Origin of the sequence: Marivivens donghaensis (assembly GCF_011806565.1) — a bacterium.
GTDB classification, from domain to species: domain Bacteria; phylum Pseudomonadota; class Alphaproteobacteria; order Rhodobacterales; family Rhodobacteraceae; genus Marivivens; species Marivivens donghaensis_A.
This window is the reverse complement of record NZ_JAATOP010000014.1, coordinates 1-16,830: the sequence shown is the minus strand read 5'-3', so window position 1 is coordinate 16,830 and position 16,830 is coordinate 1. Positions and strand designations below refer to the sequence as shown.

14 protein-coding genes and 1 riboswitch are annotated in these 16,830 nt (G+C 61.9%); of the genes, 5 read left to right on the top strand and 9 right to left on the bottom strand.

The window, feature by feature from the left end; genetic code table 11:
* Nucleotides 1-2 precede the first annotated feature (2 nt).
* Nucleotides 3-4,130, top strand: coding sequence for a hypothetical protein (locus tag HCZ30_RS15395; RefSeq protein ID WP_167639201.1), 4,128 nt, complete (start codon nt 3-5; stop codon nt 4,128-4,130).
* Nucleotides 4,117-5,613, top strand: coding sequence for a hypothetical protein (locus HCZ30_RS15390; protein ID WP_167639200.1), 1,497 nt, complete (start codon nt 4,117-4,119; stop codon nt 5,611-5,613). Before HCZ30_RS15395 ends, HCZ30_RS15390 begins: the two co-directional genes overlap by 14 nt.
* Here the strand turns inward: HCZ30_RS15390 and HCZ30_RS15385 are convergent.
* The gene (locus tag HCZ30_RS15385) at nt 5,610-6,356 is read right to left on the bottom strand and encodes a MauE/DoxX family redox-associated membrane protein (protein ID WP_167639199.1); all 747 of its coding nucleotides are present in this window, start codon (nt 6,354-6,356) and stop codon (nt 5,610-5,612) included. The genes HCZ30_RS15390 and HCZ30_RS15385 overlap by 4 nt on opposite strands.
* Before the next feature lie 231 nt (nt 6,357-6,587).
* Between HCZ30_RS15385 and HCZ30_RS15380 the strand changes: the two genes are divergently transcribed.
* Complete coding sequence (locus HCZ30_RS15380; protein WP_167639198.1) at nt 6,588-7,427, top strand: calcium-binding protein; 840 nt, start codon at nt 6,588-6,590, stop codon at nt 7,425-7,427.
* Between the two features lie 45 nt (nt 7,428-7,472).
* On the opposite strand, the gene HCZ30_RS15375 is transcribed toward HCZ30_RS15380, so the two are convergent.
* Nucleotides 7,473-7,910, bottom strand: a complete 438-nt coding sequence (locus tag HCZ30_RS15375) for a 6,7-dimethyl-8-ribityllumazine synthase (RefSeq protein ID WP_167639197.1) — start codon at nt 7,908-7,910, stop codon at nt 7,473-7,475.
* Between the two features lie 70 nt (nt 7,911-7,980).
* Nucleotides 7,981-8,110, bottom strand: a riboswitch (FMN riboswitch).
* Nucleotides 8,111-8,169: 59 nt separating this feature from the next.
* Between HCZ30_RS15375 and HCZ30_RS15370 the strand changes: the two genes are divergently transcribed.
* Together HCZ30_RS15370 and HCZ30_RS15365 are read left to right on the top strand one after the other, a co-directional pair.
* The gene (locus HCZ30_RS15370; RefSeq protein WP_167639196.1) at nt 8,170-9,294 is read left to right on the top strand and encodes an AMP-binding protein; all 1,125 of its coding nucleotides are present in this window, start codon (nt 8,170-8,172) and stop codon (nt 9,292-9,294) included.
* Nucleotides 9,291-10,343 (top strand): thiolase family protein, encoded by a 1,053-nt coding sequence (locus HCZ30_RS15365; protein WP_167639195.1) that lies wholly within the window; start codon nt 9,291-9,293, stop codon nt 10,341-10,343. Before HCZ30_RS15370 ends, HCZ30_RS15365 begins: the two co-directional genes overlap by 4 nt.
* On the opposite strand, the gene HCZ30_RS15360 is transcribed toward HCZ30_RS15365, so the two are convergent.
* The 7 genes from HCZ30_RS15360 to repA all read right to left on the bottom strand — a co-directional run bounded on the left by HCZ30_RS15360 (nt 10,336) and on the right by repA (nt 16,360).
* Nucleotides 10,336-10,998, bottom strand: a complete 663-nt coding sequence (locus HCZ30_RS15360) for a nitroreductase (protein ID WP_167639194.1) — start codon at nt 10,996-10,998, stop codon at nt 10,336-10,338. The two genes, HCZ30_RS15365 and HCZ30_RS15360, sit on opposite strands and share 8 nt — an antisense overlap.
* On the bottom strand, nt 10,995-11,564 hold the full coding sequence (locus HCZ30_RS15355) for a biotin transporter BioY (RefSeq protein WP_167639193.1): 570 nt from the start codon (nt 11,562-11,564) through the stop codon (nt 10,995-10,997). The genes HCZ30_RS15360 and HCZ30_RS15355 overlap by 4 nt, the downstream gene beginning before the upstream one ends.
* A 41-nt stretch (nt 11,565-11,605) precedes the next feature.
* Nucleotides 11,606-12,211: an energy-coupling factor transporter transmembrane component T family protein gene (locus tag HCZ30_RS15350; protein WP_167639192.1), complete on the bottom strand. Its 606-nt coding sequence runs from the start codon at nt 12,209-12,211 to the stop codon at nt 11,606-11,608.
* On the bottom strand, nt 12,192-12,890 hold the full coding sequence (locus HCZ30_RS15345) for an energy-coupling factor ABC transporter ATP-binding protein (RefSeq protein ID WP_246212879.1): 699 nt from the start codon (nt 12,888-12,890) through the stop codon (nt 12,192-12,194). Before HCZ30_RS15345 ends, HCZ30_RS15350 begins: the two co-directional genes overlap by 20 nt.
* 52 nt (nt 12,891-12,942) lie before the next feature.
* A complete protein-coding gene (gene repC / locus HCZ30_RS15340; protein ID WP_246212877.1) occupies nt 12,943-14,088 on the bottom strand; it encodes a plasmid replication protein RepC in 1,146 nt (381 codons plus the stop codon).
* Nucleotides 14,089-14,268: 180 nt separating this feature from the next.
* Complete coding sequence (gene repB / locus HCZ30_RS15335; RefSeq protein ID WP_167639189.1) at nt 14,269-15,171, bottom strand: plasmid partitioning protein RepB; 903 nt, start codon at nt 15,169-15,171, stop codon at nt 14,269-14,271.
* On the bottom strand, nt 15,161-16,360 hold the full coding sequence (gene repA, locus HCZ30_RS15330; protein ID WP_167639188.1) for a plasmid partitioning protein RepA: 1,200 nt from the start codon (nt 16,358-16,360) through the stop codon (nt 15,161-15,163). Before repA ends, repB begins: the two co-directional genes overlap by 11 nt.
* Between the last annotated feature and the right edge of the window lie 470 nt (nt 16,361-16,830).

The following is a 16,830-nucleotide window of genomic DNA, read 5'->3' as shown; positions in this document are numbered from 1 at the left end:
CCATGATCCTATTTAAAATCGAAGACATTTTCTCAATTACAGGCCGCGGGACCGCTGTCACGGGCGCTCTGGTGCGCGGCAGGATCAACAAGGGTGACAAGGTCAGCGTCCCCCTCACCGATGGCACCCGCGCATTGATCGTAGTCGAGGGTCTGATGGTCGGCCGCCGTCAGGTTTCGGTTATCGGGCCGCAGGACAAGGCGGCGCTGCTGTTTCGGAACCTGCGTGAAAAGATCGACCCCTCGGGCCATATCCGTGATGCCGATTTTCAGGACCGCGAAGATCCCGCCCCCCAACAGGGCTGGCACCTATCCGACCAGCCACAGCTAAGCGGCGATTACAAATTCCACGTGCCGCTCAAATCCGCGCTGATGCTGCTGCCGCTCAGGATCGAGACGTTCTGCGACGGCACCACCCTTAAAATCCGCGCCTTCCCCGACGCGATGCACGCCGATGCGACGGCAGGGTTTTCGGATAGCGAAGTCGCGGACGGCAATCGTTGGGAACGCGGCGAGATGACGACCGCCGACCTCGACGCCGCCGCTGGCACCGCCCGCAGTTGCGCCATCCGTCAGGCCGTCAAACAGGGCCGCCTTGTGGCTGGCGAAAGCGGCGATCGTCCCCTCGCCCGCTCTCTGCCTCCGCGCCTGATCTACTGCGTGTCCTTCGACACCCACCCCGGCGAGCAGTTCGAGCAGGAAGGCAAAGACATCCCCAAAGACCTTCCCACAGGTCCGGGGGACGGCGATACCGCGCTTCTCAGCCGCAAGGGCGATCCGCTGTTCTGGATTGCCGATTTCGATACGGCGGTCGAGGTCGGCATGGCTACGAGCTTCAACGTGCCGCCGGATGCCAAAACCGCCAAAGTCGCGGTGATCGGCGCGGGCGATATGCCTGTTGAACGCACGCTCGACATCCTTGCGAAAGGGCCGGGTCTGACCTCGCTGTTTTCGGGCCAGACGACCAAGGGCGAGGATGCGGGCACCGGCGGTCCGCTCGCCTCGCTCCCCGATGGCAAGCAAGAGGCGCTGCACGAACTGCTGCGCACCAAAGGTATCCCCGACACGCTCACGACGAAAGATAGCAAGGCACTGACCAACGCGGTGCTCTGCGTTCTGTGGGAAGCCGCGATCCGCCCGACCTTTGTTTTCGACAAGATCTTCGGGCAGGAAGGCGGACTTGGCGCGGACGCCGCTGCGCTCGACCAGTTGCGCCGCCAGTTGTCCCGCGCCCTGCCCGATTTCGCGGATATTCCCGTCCTCGCCGTCGGGCGCACACCCATCGGCATTATGGGTGTCTCGACCAAGCCGAGCAGCAAACACCCGTGGCTGGGCAAGATCACCAAAGGCATCCGCGAGGCGGTCCCGCTCGCCCGCCACGCAGAGACGTTGCGTTCTCCAATGGCCCCCGCCGACGACCTCGCCCAAACGCTGGCGCGCATGCCCTTCGGCCAACTGTGGCGCGACCGTGCGCGGTGGGAAGTGCTGACAGTCGCCAAACTGATCGCAGCGGGCTCGAACGGCTACAGCACAGACCAACGCCACATGATCAGTGAAATGGCCTCGAACGCAAAATCAGCAGATAAATTGCTGACCGACACCGGTTTCCGAGGCAGCCGCGAATTGCCCTTTAGCAAGCTCACCGGTAGCCCCTTTCCCACCCGCAACTGCGGCCCGCTGATCGCAGAGGGCGGCGAGACGAGCACTCACACTTGGGCCGATCCCGTGATCGACGAGATGCTGCACGGGCGGTACGTCGATGACCTGCTCGATCACCAAGCCGCCCGCCGGACCGACGAAGGCCCCGAGCCGTTGTTCCGCATTCTGTGCGAAGACGCGATGCGCAATATTCTCGCCGATATGCAGGCGATCATCGACGAGCCCAACGCGACCAGTGCCGCCAACAATCGCGCCCAAATCCTCCACAATCCCCGCCGGATCGGAGAGACCACGGCCCACCGCCTGATGGAAACGCTCCTGCAAAACTCCGGCGGGAACGCGGTCGGCGTGCGGGATAATACCCCGCAGACAAGCCGCTCCGACGATCTGAAACGGCTCATCAGACATCTCGAATACCTGCTGAAACAGCCGCAGGATCTGCTGCATCATACCGTTGCCAATATCATCGACTGGTTCTCGCTCCGCCCCGATATCTGGATCGAAGGCGAGGCGCGTATCCGCCTCGAACAGGACGCGGACGGCACATCCGTCGGCGCGTGGGGCTACGTCGAGGACGTCCCGCTGACCACGCACCCCGACCCCGATGCGACCTATCTGATCGCACCGTCCCAACGCCTCGCGCGGCTGGCAGGGTTTCTAGCACGGGCCGAGGAAGGCTTCGCGCTCGAAGGGATGGACGGAATTTTCGACGCCGCGCTCACCGCGCCCCGTGTGAAAATGGCCCGCCGCCTGATGACCGAACTGACCCGCGCGGGCCGCTATGACGCCGGCCTCACCCGCGTGATCTGCGAAGATTTGCAATCTCGCGGCGCGGGCGGGGTGATCGAAACGCTCGCCGCGACGTTCCCCGACATCGAAGAAGAGGGCCAGTCGCCCCTGCGGTTCGACGCGCTCGCCCTGATCGACAACGACCTGCCCGCCGATCTGCGCACCGTGGGCGATCACCGCGAGAAACTGGACGCCGTGCTGGCAGAGGTTCGCGACGGGATCGACATCCTCGGCGCCGTGATGCTGGCCGAAGGCGGGCTGGCGCTGACCGAAGGCCGCCCCGACCGCGCATCGGGCCTCCTCGCGACACGTGGCGCAGGGGCCGTTCCACCCGCCGATCCCGAAGTGCTGGAGCCCCGCGTCTCCGGCGCTGCGCTTGGCTTCGGCGTGGGCGTGACCGGGCACGAAGACGACCCGCTGAACGACATCGCAAAACGTCTGGTCGGCGAATTTGGCGGAGAGATCAGGCTCATCGAAAGAGAGCCGCTCACCCCGCTGCGCAGCTATGACATCGGCAATATCCCCAGCGTGCTGGCGCTCGTCCGCCTTGCCGCCCCCGACCGCGATACTGCCGCCGCGCTGGCCGAACTGGCCTGCCTGTCAACGGGCCGCGATCCGGCAAATTTCACGGGGACGCTCGACGACAAAGCGCAGCAAACCATCTGGGCCGCCGCCCGCGTGAACCGCCTGCTGTCCGAGGCGCGCCCCTTCAAACCGGACGACTTCGCCGACCCGCAGAGCACCACGCTGTCAGTCGTTGAATCGCCCTCCTACCTGACCAAACACATCGACGCGCGGATCGAGGCGTTGGAAAACCTGATGGACCGCCTCAAGTCGTTTACTCACCAGCTGACCCCGTCCGATACCGACTGGCAGGTGCTAGCCGTCGAACTGATCTGCCTCGGCATCATCAAGACGACCAAGGGCATACCCCGCAAAACGCTGGCAGAACGTGCCCTGCGCAAGATCGAGGCCCGCATTCAGGACGCCCGCAGCCTCTCAGGAGAGGCCGCGGCCAAGGCGCTCGATCCCGACATGCCCGTGGTCCGCGCCTTCACCCTGCCTCCCGGCAATGATGCGTGGAAGAAGCTGTTCGAGGACCACGATGCGCTGGAAGAATGGCTGGAGGAATCGCAAGTCGTCCGCAGCCGCCTCGCGCCGCTATCCGACCTCGTGCTGGGCGGCAGCGATGACAGTTGGGCCGTCCAATGGCCTGGCGGGATTGTGGACGGACAAAACGACTGGATCGGCGGAAAGCGTGTGAATGACGGCGTGTATCACGCGACAAATGGCATTGTTTTCAATGGTCCCAAGCCCGCAAACAGCCTGATCTGCGGTCTGATGATCGACCAGTGGCAAGAGGTCGTCCCCGATGACACCGCCACCATCGGCGCGGTGATCGACACGCCCACGCCAACGGCCCGCGCGCCGCAGGTCGCTCTGCTATCGCCGCCTGATCCCGATGCCGAATGGACCCTCGACACCGTGTTCGAGGTGGTCAGCACCGCCGTAAACCTCGCCAAGCTGCGGTCGCTGACCCTCACCGATCTGCCAGCGGACGGAGCGCAGAGCTACAATAACCTCGGCAATCTGCTGCCGTTTCTGAGCCTTCGCGCTGCCGACACAGGCATTCACCGCACCCACTGCAATCCCGGACCGGAGCCTCGCCATGTCAAGCCGTAACCGGATCGAACCCGATACCCGCAACGCCCGCGCCATTCCTGACGGCGCTCTCGTCCGCCTTGCCGATCCCGCGTGGATGTTGTCGCGGCAATGGTGGGTGGGCGAGCTGAAGGGCTTCAACGGCGGCGCGCCTGTGTCCGTGCAACTCGATGCGCGGCGCGATAGCCTCACGGGCGGGACCAGCGGGATGGACGCGTTCATCCCCTCCTCCGTTCTGGCCACGACGTCCGATGACTGGCGCGGGTCGCTGACGCTCGGTATCAAGCTCTATAACCGGATGACCACCTTGATCGCCCGCTACAACGCCAGCGGCGCGAATGGCTATGTGGTCGAAGCCTTGGAAGCGATGCAGAGGAAACTGCACGAGAATTTTGCCCTGACGATGGAGGTCATTCCCCCCTCGCTCCGCCGCGTCGAACAGCAGAAACGTATCGACGGATACGCCATCGCCGCGTCGATCAAGGCAAACGACGGCCGCTTCGAAGGCATCGTCATGCCCGAGGTCTTCGAGTGGTTCGCCGCCCTCCCCGATGTGAAGGCCGCATCCACGTTTCACGCTGAAACAGGGTCTACTTCTGCCGAGATCGACGGCGGGATCGATGTTGTACGGGTGCACAACGCCAGCGGTCCTGCGTTGCATTGGGACGACATCCAGCCGTCCGAAACTCCCGAAGAAATGGCCGATTTCACCGCACGTTGCGTGCCCACGCGGCTGGTTTATGCGGGCGACGCGCCGAACAGGTGGTGGGGGCTGGAGGATGCGGGCCGCGACTGGACCGCTGCGCCTGCGGGGCCGAGCGACCTCGGCCAACTCGTCATCGCCTCGGCCTTTACCAAAGCGCACCGCGTGGCGTGGATCGCGCCGTTCGACGTGCCTTCGAACAGTGTCCTTTACCCCGAAAAAATCACCGTGACCGACGGTTTCGGCAACACCGTCGAGGCGCAAGAGGCGCAAAGGAGCGTCGCCCGCGCGTGGACCGACGGCACCGAAAACCGCGCCATGCCTGTGCTGGCAAACGCGCCGCTGCTGCTGGGTGATCCCACGGACGTTGTGGCGTTCGGCACGGACGAAATGGACAACCTCCTTTGGGCCGAGGTGCGCATAGAAAAGGACGACAACGGGCGCGGGCATCTCGTGCAGGCCATCCGCAAGGACCGCACAGTCACGCAGCCCGAATACGCTGTGCGCATCCCGCCGCCGGACAACTGGCACCCCTATATCCAGATGGACGACCAGATGGAGAGGCGGACGTTCGACGAAGAACTACCGCACCCCGTGCTTTCGATCATGCCGACACGGCTCGACCTCCAGCCCATGCAGATCAGCCGCGATGGATGGGGCCTGCAACAGCGCTGGGTTCTGGGTCGCGCGGCGGACGGCTCGCGCCATGTCTGGCGGGTGAACACCGATGCGCAGGTGAAACTGTCGGGCAGTTCCGGCCTTGCACATGATGTGCTGCTGAAACCCGAAGGGGCGAATTAAAACAGGCTGGCAATGGTGATGATGCCCATCAGCAGCATCATCACGTTTTCGGTGAGCGACACAAAGCCGAGCGGCACGTTGCTGCCCCCGCCCACGCAGGCGCATTTGAGCTCGCGCTTGTCGATGTAGACCGCCTTGAACACCGACGCGGCCCCTACCCCGCCGATGAACAACGCAATCGGCCCCGACAGCCAAGGCAGGATCGCCGCGATCATCAACAGACCCGCGAGCGTCTCGGCAAACGGGTAGATGTAGGCGTAAGGCACCCACTTGCGCGCCAGCAGGTCGTAGCCGAGGAACATGGTGCTGAACTGCTCCACATCCTGCAATTTCTGAATGCCCAACAAGACCATCGCGATGGCGATAAACCGCGTGAAGATATCGAGCGTCAGCACCGTCCCGTTCGCGATCAGCGTGACCGCCAGCGACATCAGTAACGCGACCGAGAAAATGGCGATGACAGGCTGGAAGGTTGTCTCGTCCGGATCATCGAGCGGAATATCAAAGTAATCCCGCAGGTCATCGTATCCCCCGACACGCTCCCCGTTGATCCAAGTCTGCGGAGAGGTCTTGACGTTGTGCTCTTCAAGGAAAGCGTCCGTTTCTTCGCGCGTTTCCAGCCAGTGATCCTCGACATCGAAACCCTTCATTCCAAGCAGAGCTTTGGATTTCAGACCGTAGGGACAGACGTGGTTCGGCATGACCATACGGTAGAGGACGGCGGTTTCGCGGGTTTCGGACATGGGGGATCTCCAGCTGTATCGCCGAAACAACGACCCGTTTGCCTGAATGTTCCACACCTTCGCCATGAGAATCCGTCTCGCATGATGTGGAATTATCACTCTATTTCGGTGGTATCGCTGTTCTCGCCTCTTTTGCCCCTTGGCGGGAAATCTGGTCGCCATATGGTTGCGAAAGGTACGATCCTTCGGGCTGCCGTGTGTTGGCAGCCGCGTAACCAGTGAGTTTTTATCATGATCGAAATTTCCCTCGAATACAGCGGGAAGACTCCAATCCTGTTGGCTGAAGTCGACGAGTATGACATCGACAACAATGCCGAAAGCGACGCCTACGTCTGGGCCTATAACTACGCGTTTTACAACGATGGCTCCACCGACGGCATCCTGAGCATCAACCTCGATGACGGCGACACGGTGTCCTATAGCGTCGTTTACACCAAGTCCGGCGATATCCAGATTACACCCCTGAACGGCTCCGAATACGGCGATGGTGACGGCGGCTCCTATCCCAACCTCGCCATGGATAATTCGGGGGTAGAGATGCTCTACACCGGCCACGACCGCATCGTCAGCATGGACGCGAATGACCGCCTTTACGGGTTCGCGGGCAACGACATCCTACGCGGCAACGGTGGCGACGACGATCTACGCGGTCACACGGGTGCGGACCGCATTTTCGGCGGCAAGGACAACGATGACATCTGGGGCGGTAGCGGCGCTGACGTTCTCTTCGGCAACGCGGGCCGCGACAGGCTTCGCGGCGGTGCGGGTGACGACACGCTCGTCGGCGGCGGTGGCCGTGACAAGATCAACGGCGGCGCAGGCGATGACATCCTGACGGGCGGCGGCGGCAACGACCGCTTTATTTTCAAGGGAGAGTTCGGCAACGACACCATCACCGATTTCGAGGTCGGCGCGGACCGCCTCATCATCGAAGGCGGTGATATGTGGACCACCCACACGGGCTACGCGGATACCGAAGCGGGCCTACTGCTCATCTACGAAGGCGGCACGATCCTGCTCGAAGATCTGCAACTCAGCGACTTCGTGCAGCAAGGCGATATCGACACCTGAGCAAACCGCCCTCCCCTATCGCGGGGAGGGCGACATTCCGAGAAATCAGATCTCGATATCAGCGACCATACGGACTGCGTTCGCAGCCTCGGCGCCTTTTTTCACAAAGTGTTCGGTGTAGAACTTCACGTGCTCGTCGTTGCCGTGGAAGTGGTGCGGGGTCAGCGAAACCGAGTACACCGGAACGCCGGTGTCCATCTGCGCGCGCATCAGGTTTTCAACGACGGTCGACGCAACGAAGTCGTGGCGGTAGATGCCGCCGTCAACGACGAGCGCCGCACAGACGATCGCGTCAAACTTGCCGCTTTCGCCCAGTTTCTTGGCCAGCAGCGGCATTTCGAAAGCGCCCGGAACGTCGAAGGTTTTGACGTCACAGTCGCGGCCTGCATCGGCCATGCTCTGGTTGAAACCGACGAGCGTCTGATCGACGATATCGGCGTGCCAACGTGCCTTGATGAAGGCGATGTTCAGAGTTTTGGTCATAGGGTCCATCCTTAAATTACCAATGGTCCCCAAGGCGATATTGAACAGGGGCCGGAGTCTCCTCCGTCCTGTCCATTCTCTTTCATCCGGACTTTAACCGTCGGCGCCGGAATTACACCGGACTCTGCTGACCCCTCGCAAAAGGGCGCTCGCGGGCTTTCACCGCCGGTGGGGAATTTCACCCCGCCCCGAGAATGTGTTTCAGCTAACAAACGCGGTTCTGCTTCGCAAGGCAGATCACATTCGCTATGAGCGCACCATGACCCTGCATCCCGACGCCCGCCTTTCGATAAACGGCATTCCGGTGCCCTTCCCCGTCGCGTCAGAGCCGGGATCGCGCCTGCGCGTCATCAAAACGCCCGCCGAAGTGATGCAAGCCATGGCTGACGGAGCGCCCTTCTGCTTGGCTGAGTCGGTTATCGACGAGGCGGAGGCCCCGCAACGCCTCCACACGCTCACAAGCGGCTCCTCAGGCGCGCCCAAGCGCATTCGGCGCACATACGACAGCTGGATTGCCTCTGCACGGGTCAATTCCGCGCTATTCGGCCTCACTTCGGCGGACAAAACGGTGATCCTCGGCGGGCTGGAACACTCCCTCGCGCTCTACGCGCTGTTCGAGGCGCTGGTCCTCGGTATGGCGGTCGACGTGTTGACAGGCGTCAGGCCCGACCGTCAGGCGGACGCCATCGCGAAAATGGAGGCGACGCACCTCTATGCGACACCCACCCAGCTGCGCCTGATCTCCACCCGCCCCCTGCCCTCTTTGCGGAATGTGGTGGTTGGCGGCGGAAAGCTGGACGAACGCACGCAGGTCGCGTTCTGGAAGCATACCCCGTCCGCTCGGCTGGTGCCGTTCTACGGCGCGGCGGAGACGTCCTTCATGACCATCGGCAATGACGAGACCGCCGTGCACAGCGTCGGCCGCCCCTACCCCAAAGCCGAAATCGCACTGCGCAATGTGGTGGACGGGATCGGAGAGGTTTGGGTCAAAAGCCCTTACCTGTTCCTTGATTACGCCGAGGGTGCCTCCGCGACCACGATCCGCGATGGCGACTGGATGACCGTGGGCGAACTGGGGACCATCATCGACAGCAGCATCCACATCGTCGGGCGCGTCGACCGGATGTTTCAGGTCGCGGACCAGAGCGTCTATCCCGAACTGATCGAAGAAAAGCTTCTGTCAACCAAAGGCGTGGAAAGCGTTGCGGTGCTGCCCTTGCCCGATCCAGTGCGCGGGAATATTCCCGTGGCGCTCTACTCCGGCACGGCCTCGCCCGATGACCTCGATATCCGCCGCGCGTTCCGGCTGGAGAGCTTCCCCACCCTGCCCTCCGGCAAACCGGATTACGTCCGGCTGCGCGCGCTGCTACAGTCGCTTGCATGACCGCATTTATCACAGCCGCCCGCCGCACCATCGTCGCGCCCAAGGGTGGCGCCCTCTCGGCCTTCTCGCTCCATGACCTCGCCGCGCCGGTGATCAGCGCGGTGCTGGAGGACGCGGGTCTGACGGGCCATGACGTCGACGAGGTGATCGTCTCCAACGCCATCGGCGGCGGAGGTAACCCTGCCCGCCTTTGCGCGCTCGCCGCCGGTCTTCCCGAGCGGATCGCGGGCCTCTCGATCGACCGTCAATGTGCGGGCGGTCTGGATGCCATCGGCCTTGCGGCTGCAATGGTGAACTCTGGCCAAGCGCGCGTTGTCATCGCTGGCGGTGTCGAGAGCCATTCCCGCCGCCCGCTGCGCTACGCGCAAAACGGTGAGGGCCCGCCGATTCCCTATGACCGCCCGCCGTTCACGCCGTGGGCCGACCGTGATCCCGACCTGACCGTGGCCGCCGATAGCCTCGGCATCAGCCGCGAGCGTCAGGACGTCTGGGCCATCGACAGCCACGCCAAAGCGATGGCGGCACGCGATCACCTGCGTGGTGAGGTCGTTCCGCTCGGCCCCGACCTAGACGATCCGTTCACCCGCAAGCTGGCGCCCCGCGTCGTTGCCCGTGCGCCTGTCATCACGGGATCGGTCACCACTGCGACCACAGCCGTCACCGCCGACGCTGCGGCCTTTGTCGTTGTCACCAATCAAGCTACCGCCCGCGCCCTGCGCATCGATGGTTACAAATCGGTCGGCGGTGATCCCGTGCAGCCCGGCCTCGCGCCTATTGCGGCAATCAATGCACTCGGCCAAGCGGACCGCTACGAGATCATGGAAGCCTACGCCGCCCAAGCCATCGCTTGCGTCGAAGGTGCGCTGATCGCGCCTGAAGCTGTGAACCCGAATGGCGGCGCATTGGCCCGAGGGCATCCCATCGGCGCGTCGGGCACGATCCTCGCCGTGCGGCTGTTCCACGATTTGCAGGATCAGGAAACGGGCATCGCGGCGATTGCTGCGGCTGGCGGGATCGGCTCGGCGATAAAGTTGACAGCTGTCAACTAAAGCCGCGGAACTCCGCAAACACATCCAGCGCGTCACGCTCGGTCCGGAACTGGTTCACCGGCGCGTCCTTATCGGGATGCCCCAGAGCGATCCCGCAAACAACGACCTCGTGCTCCGGCAGCTCTAGCGCTTCGCTCACCACATCGCCGTAGTTCGCCAGCGCACCGATCCCGCAAGCGCCAAGACCCGCGTCGTGCGCCGCCAGCAGAAACGTCTGAAGCGCCATGCCCAGATCCATCCAGCAGCCCTTGCCGAAGTCGCGGCGCATCGTGACGACGATCCCGACCGGCGCATCGAAAAAGCGGTAGTTCTTGTCGAACTGCGCCTTGCGTCCGTCCAGATTACGCTTGTCGATGCCGAGCGCCTGATAGAGCGCGTAACCCGCCGCACGCTGCCGCGCTTTCAGATCTGCGGGCATCGGCTGCGGGAAATAGCTGTACTCTGAAACCATCGGGCGGCCCGCTGAAATCGCGTCGGCCAGTGCGCCTTGGAGCGCATGGAACGGCTCGCCCGTCAGAGCGATGAACCGTCCGGGTTGCAGGTTGGCTCCGCTGGGAGCCATCCGTGCCTTGGTCAGCAGATCAGCGACCTGCGCGTGCTCAACGGGTCGATCCAGATAGGCCCGAACCGACCGACGTTCAGCAAAGATACTCATGCACGCGTCAGAACGTAGTGCGGACGTGCGCGGTAGATCGCGTGAGTGACCAGTGCGGTCGCGATGACTTTGATCAGGTCGCCGGGAATGTAGACGGACATCACGAAGGTCGCGTCAGCGATGCTGCGCTCGTTGCCCATGGAGAAGTTCATGATCGCCCAGAACCCGAAGATCCCGCAGATGTAGAGCGCGACGACACCGCCAGCGAAAGCGCCGATACCCGCGGACAGTCGCACGTCCATGTCGCTGAGTTTCTCCATCACGAGGCCGGTGAAGAATGCCGCAATCGGGAAGCCGATCACGAAGCCAGCGGTCGGCGAAGCAAAGACGCCAAGACCGCCGCGACCACCAGCCAGCAGTGGCAGACCAAGCGCGACAAGGCCGACGAACAGAAGGACCGAGAGGAAGCCGCGCTTCGCGCCGAGGACTGCACCGGCGAGCATGACGCCGAGGCTCTGCGCCGTAACCGGAACGCCCCAAGGCATGTTGATCGCGGGGATCAGCCCCAATGCAGCGATAAGCGCCGCAAACAGTGCAATGAACGCGATGTTCTTTTCTCTGGTCATGTTTTGCCCCTCAACCGTTGGGCAGCGATTTAACAGGAAGTTTATTTTCCCGCTAGTCCTCCACGCGCTCTGAGAGCTTCGGACACATGCTCCGCGTCATCCATGGCAGAGATCGTCAGGGGCGCCACGATGCGCCAGAACGGACGCTTGGTCGAACGGGCTTTCCATGCTTGAAGCAGGGTCGTTGTACGCTCGCCCAGAACGGGGACGAACCGGATCACCAAGGCAATCGCGAGAGCAATGGGGGCGGTTTTCAGACCAAGCTTTTCGAACGGTCTCAGCACCGTCATCAGCACGTCGATCATCTGGTCGAGCGGCGTGGTCAGCGTCACGAGGTTCGCAATCATCAGAAGCGTGACCAGACGCAACACAAGGATCAGCGCGGGCAGCGGCGAAACCGTTATTGCGATCCAGCCACCGAAGATCACGAACATGATCCAGAGCGGTTTGATGGCCCGAACCATCTCGCGGCGGATGACAGGGCCGAGAAAGTTGACAGCTGTCAACACGACGAAAAACGCGGCGAGAACCAGCCAGACCGAGTCCAGCGCGTAGATCAGCCACGCCGAAACAAGCATGAAGCCGAGCTTGAAACCGGCCGGAACGCGATGCAGCGGAGTAGGGGTCTCAACGCAGAGCGTCAGCATCGTCGGCCTCCATCGCAGCAATATATTCCGGCATGAGGCTTGCAGGGGTGCCGTCGCCGCGCAGCTCTCCGCGCTCGATCCATAGAACGCGGTCGTAATCGGCGATGTGGCGCGGCTCGTGGGTGATGTGGATCAGAGTCTGATCGAGCTGGTTTAGATACTTTTCCAGCGCCCGAACGGTCGGAATATCCAGCCCGCTGAACGGCTCGTCGAGAATAATCACCTTAGGCTCCATGGCCAGAACAGCTATGAGGCAGACGAGGTGCCTTTGCCCTTGGCTTAGGGTCGAAACGGAACGCGGCGCCCACTCAGAACGGTCGAATCTCGCCAGCATCTCTTCGGCCAAACGGTTCGCAGTTTTTGCATCGCGTCCCATCTGGCGCAGGCCGAACGACAGCTCTTCGATCACTGTGGGAAAAATGATCTGGTGGTCGGGGTTCTGAAACAGGATACCAACCGATGCGATCGCGTCCTTGCGGTCGTTCAAAACATCGACGCCCGCGATCACAGCTTTGCCCTCATTCGGCGCAATCAGACCGCTCAGCACGCGGGCCAGCGTGGACTTGCCCGAGCCATTGCGACCCACGACGCCGATCCGCTTCTCACTCGTCGTGAAAGTCAGATTGTTCAGCGCGATACGCTCGCCAAAACGGCAGGTGACGCGGTCGATTTTGATCAACGGGTTTTCCATGGGGCCAAGGGCCATATCACTGGGTCAAAGTAAAGTCTGGTTACACCGCAGCCTGTCGCCGCAAGAGCGACATGACCATCGGGGCAGGGGAATAGCTCCCGTCCATCGCTTTGAGCGCAAGGGACCGCATGTAGCCGCCAGGTGATTGAACCTCGTTCATGCGTTGAAGGATCGCAGCGCATGTAATCGCCGCTTTCTCGGCCCCCATACAGGTGATCGCATGATCCCACGTTTCCTTGGTGATCCCCATCATCGCCCTCACATAGGCCATCGCTGCGACCAGATCCCGCCAAGTGTTTACCTGCCTGTCGCTGTAAATCAGCACTTCTGGGCAGGCTTTGAGCACAAGGCCAAGCGGCACGGTGGTTTCGGGTTTCGCGGGCTGTTCAGATTCATAAGAGGTTTTATCTGACTCTGTATAGTGCCGCTCATTTTGGCTGTCAGAGGCGCTCGTTTCGGTCGCGCAATCCACAGACATTCCCAGCAAACCGTGGAGTTTTTCCACCAGCTTTTCCATTCGCTGACGCAGATCGGTGAGCGCGGAGAGGTCGAGCTTCCGGCGCAGCATTTTGCCCAACTCAGCGAGCGCGGTGCGGGGCGTGTCCCAACGGTCGTCGGGATGGGCTTCGGCACCGTAGGCGATCAGCTTGGAGGCATCACGGCGCAGGATCGCCACGTCATCACGGGCGATGCGGAGCGTTTCGCGTTCTTCGCGGACTTCCTCGGCGGCTTCCAGAATTTCGCGGGCGCGGACGAGGAGGGGTCGCAGATCGAAGCCGAACGCACGGACCATGTCACCGCCACGGGTGCGGGTTGCGTAGCGTTTGCCGTTCGGACTGTCGTTGCGCAGGATCAGACCGGCGTTTACCAGCGCGGCCACATGACGGCGCAGCGTGCTTTCCGGCATTCCGTGGGCGCGCTGTGACAAGGTGGCGTTTGACGGGAACACCACGGTGCGGTCGCCGTCGGTGATCTGGGTCGGTTTGTGGAAGGTCAGGAGAGCGTTCAGGACCGCAAGATCGCGGTCTGTCACCCCGAAGCGGGCGCGGGCCTCGCAGAGGGCATTGAACACTTCCCATTTGTGGACGGTCGGCAGGCTGGCAGCCTGTTGACGGAGCGAAGCCCGTTCAATCAGACCAGCCGTCACCGGTCGCCGCCCGAAAGGCGTCGTGGCATGTACTGTCATCGCGTTTCACGAAGCAAAACTTTTTCGTCCGCCCGAAATCGACGCCTGTTGACAGCTGTCAACTCAATGCCTAGTTTGGAGGTGCTAGAACCAAATTGGCCTTCTGGGGTGTCGCCTCGGGGGGCCTTTTTGTTTTTGTCCTGCTGTTGTCGTGCCTCCTAAGTTATTGATACTGCTCGATTAATTACCGTTCTGGTTCTTCCAGTCACGGTGCATGATGGCCAGATGGCTGGCCAACCATTCGTCAAAACCGTCCTTTGGCAACGTGATGACAGTCGCGTTGCGCTTGCGCGAAATCCGCGCGATTTCCGCGCCGTCCGACTTCACGGTTTCGGGAAGCGGGGCAGGGGCCTTCGGCGGGTTCAGCGCGGTGAAAACCGCTTCGAAACGCGCGTCCGAGGTGTCGCCTAGCGCCGCCATCGTCATGTCGCGGCCCTTCAGTTTGTCCGCCAGCGACAGCCAGCGATCACGCCCGATAGACGGCGCCGCGCCAATCGCTTCGATCAGATCGAGCGGAATGGTGTCCGCTACGGTCAGCATCCGCGAGATCAGCGATTTATCCATGTTGAGCGCGTCGCAGATCACCTTGCGCTCGTAGCCTGCGTCCCGCATCTGGCGGGCGAAGTTGGCGCGTTCGATGAACGACAGCTCTTTGCGGGTGGAGTTTTCCTGACCCTGCGCAATCACCAGCTCGCGGTCGTTGAGAACGCGGACCATCGCGCTGACCGGCATCTGGAGCAGCTTCATCGCCGCCACACGGCGACGGCCGTAGACCACCTGATACCGCTCGGGATCGTTGGGGTTCGGACGCAAGAGCACCGGAACCTGCTGACCATAGGTCTGGAGGCTGCGGATCAGGTCTTCGAGGTCGTTGCGCTCCAGACGGTCCTTCATGCCCGCGTCGTCGATCATGCGCGGATCGACCTGCACGATGGAACGCGCCTTCAGATCGGCAATCGACTGGCTCACGGCACCGATGGCGCCCTTGGAGTAACGGGGTTTTGCGGGATCGACGCGCGATAATTCCTGCGACGGGGCAGGGGTCTGGTCCATCAGTCCGTTCAGAATGCCCTTACGCGCCATTGGTCCGTCCCCATCCTTGCTGCACCAGTGCTTCGATCTCGTCGCATACGTTGGTGATGGACTCGATCGCCCGCTCGTAGGTCGAACGGGTGAACTGGGTTTTCTCGATCTCCCAAAGGGTCTGTTTCGTCAGGCCCGCGTCCGAAATCGCGGTGGATTTCAGCATCGGGTGGTTCAGGACGTGCTCTCCGAACATGGAGCGCATGAAACTGACCATCTGGTTCTGCGGCCCGTCACCCGGCTCGTAGCGGGTCACGACATAGCGCAGCCAGTCGTAGGACATATCCCCGCCCGCTTCGGCCACAACGCCCAAGAGGTTGGAGGTCATCAGCAGGAACTGACACATCGACATCACGTCGAGCATCTGCGGGTGCACCGTCACCAGAACCGCTGTTGCGGCGGACAGTGCGCTCATCGTCAAGAAGCCCAGCTGGGGCGGGCAGTCTACAATCACCACGTCGTAATCCTCTTCCACTTCGGAAAGCGCGTCGCCTACTCTAGTGAAGAAAAGGTTACCGTCCCGTTGTGCCAGCGCACGGGGGGTGTCGTGCTCGAACTCCATGAGGTCGAGGTTGCCCGGAATGATGTCGAGATTGCGGAAATAGGTCTTCTGGATCACCTCGCGCAGGGGCTTGGGATCGTCATAACGGATCGCATCATAGAGCGTGCCGCCGTCCAGAAGGTCGAATTCGGGCTGGAAGCCGTGCAGCGCACTGAAAGAGGCCTGCGGGTCGATATCCACAGCCAGAACGCGGTACCCGTCGAGCGCCATCTTCTGCGCAAGGTGCGCCGAAGTGGTCGTTTTACCCGAGCCGCCCTTGAAGTTGATCACGCAGATCACCTGCAAATGGTCGTCACCCTGACGGCCGGGCAGGTAAGTGCCGGGGACCTTGGCGCCTTTTTCGAGATATTCGCGCAGCGCCACGATATCATCGGGGCTGTAGAATCGGCGTCCATTGGAGCGGATCTCGGGCTCGGGGCCTTTGCCTTCGAGGCTGATCTTGCGCAGATAGGCGTCTTTCACGCCCAGAAGATCCGCCACCTCGCCGCTGGTGAACTTGCGAAGTTCCTTGCGTGCGTTGGGCGGATACAGTTGGGCGCGGTGCATCTGCAACCGCTCGGACAGCATTGCTGCATGTTGTCCGACGACTTCATCGATACGAAGGTTTATGCCTGTATCCTTGCTCATGTGCCTCTCGACTGCGGACCGTTTGTTACGGTTTTCGGCGTTAGTTACCGTTTTTCCGTATATTACTGCCTTCACTTCCGGATTCTCGCAAGTGTTTTTCCACAGGCATCCGATCCCTCCCGTATGCGGCGGTGCGGCGAAGCTGTTTAAATCTTGGGATTTTTGCGGCGTTCTGAAAAGCGATTTACATGTTTTCAGAACGCATAGTCAAAACGTTTACAAAAAAATGCTGTTAGCGTAGCAAGTTACTTCTTTTTTGACATTTCGTTCGTCTACCTTCGCATCAAATGCGATCCGATTGAGGAGTCGGGCCGCAGCTTGATGCAACCGGAGGACCACATGACCGACGAATCCGTCAAAACATACCCGCCCGCCGAATCCTTTAGCTCTGCCGCCCACATTGACGCCGACACTTATGCGTCGATGTACGAGGCGTCTGTTTCGGATCCGGAGGGGTTCTGGGGCGAGCA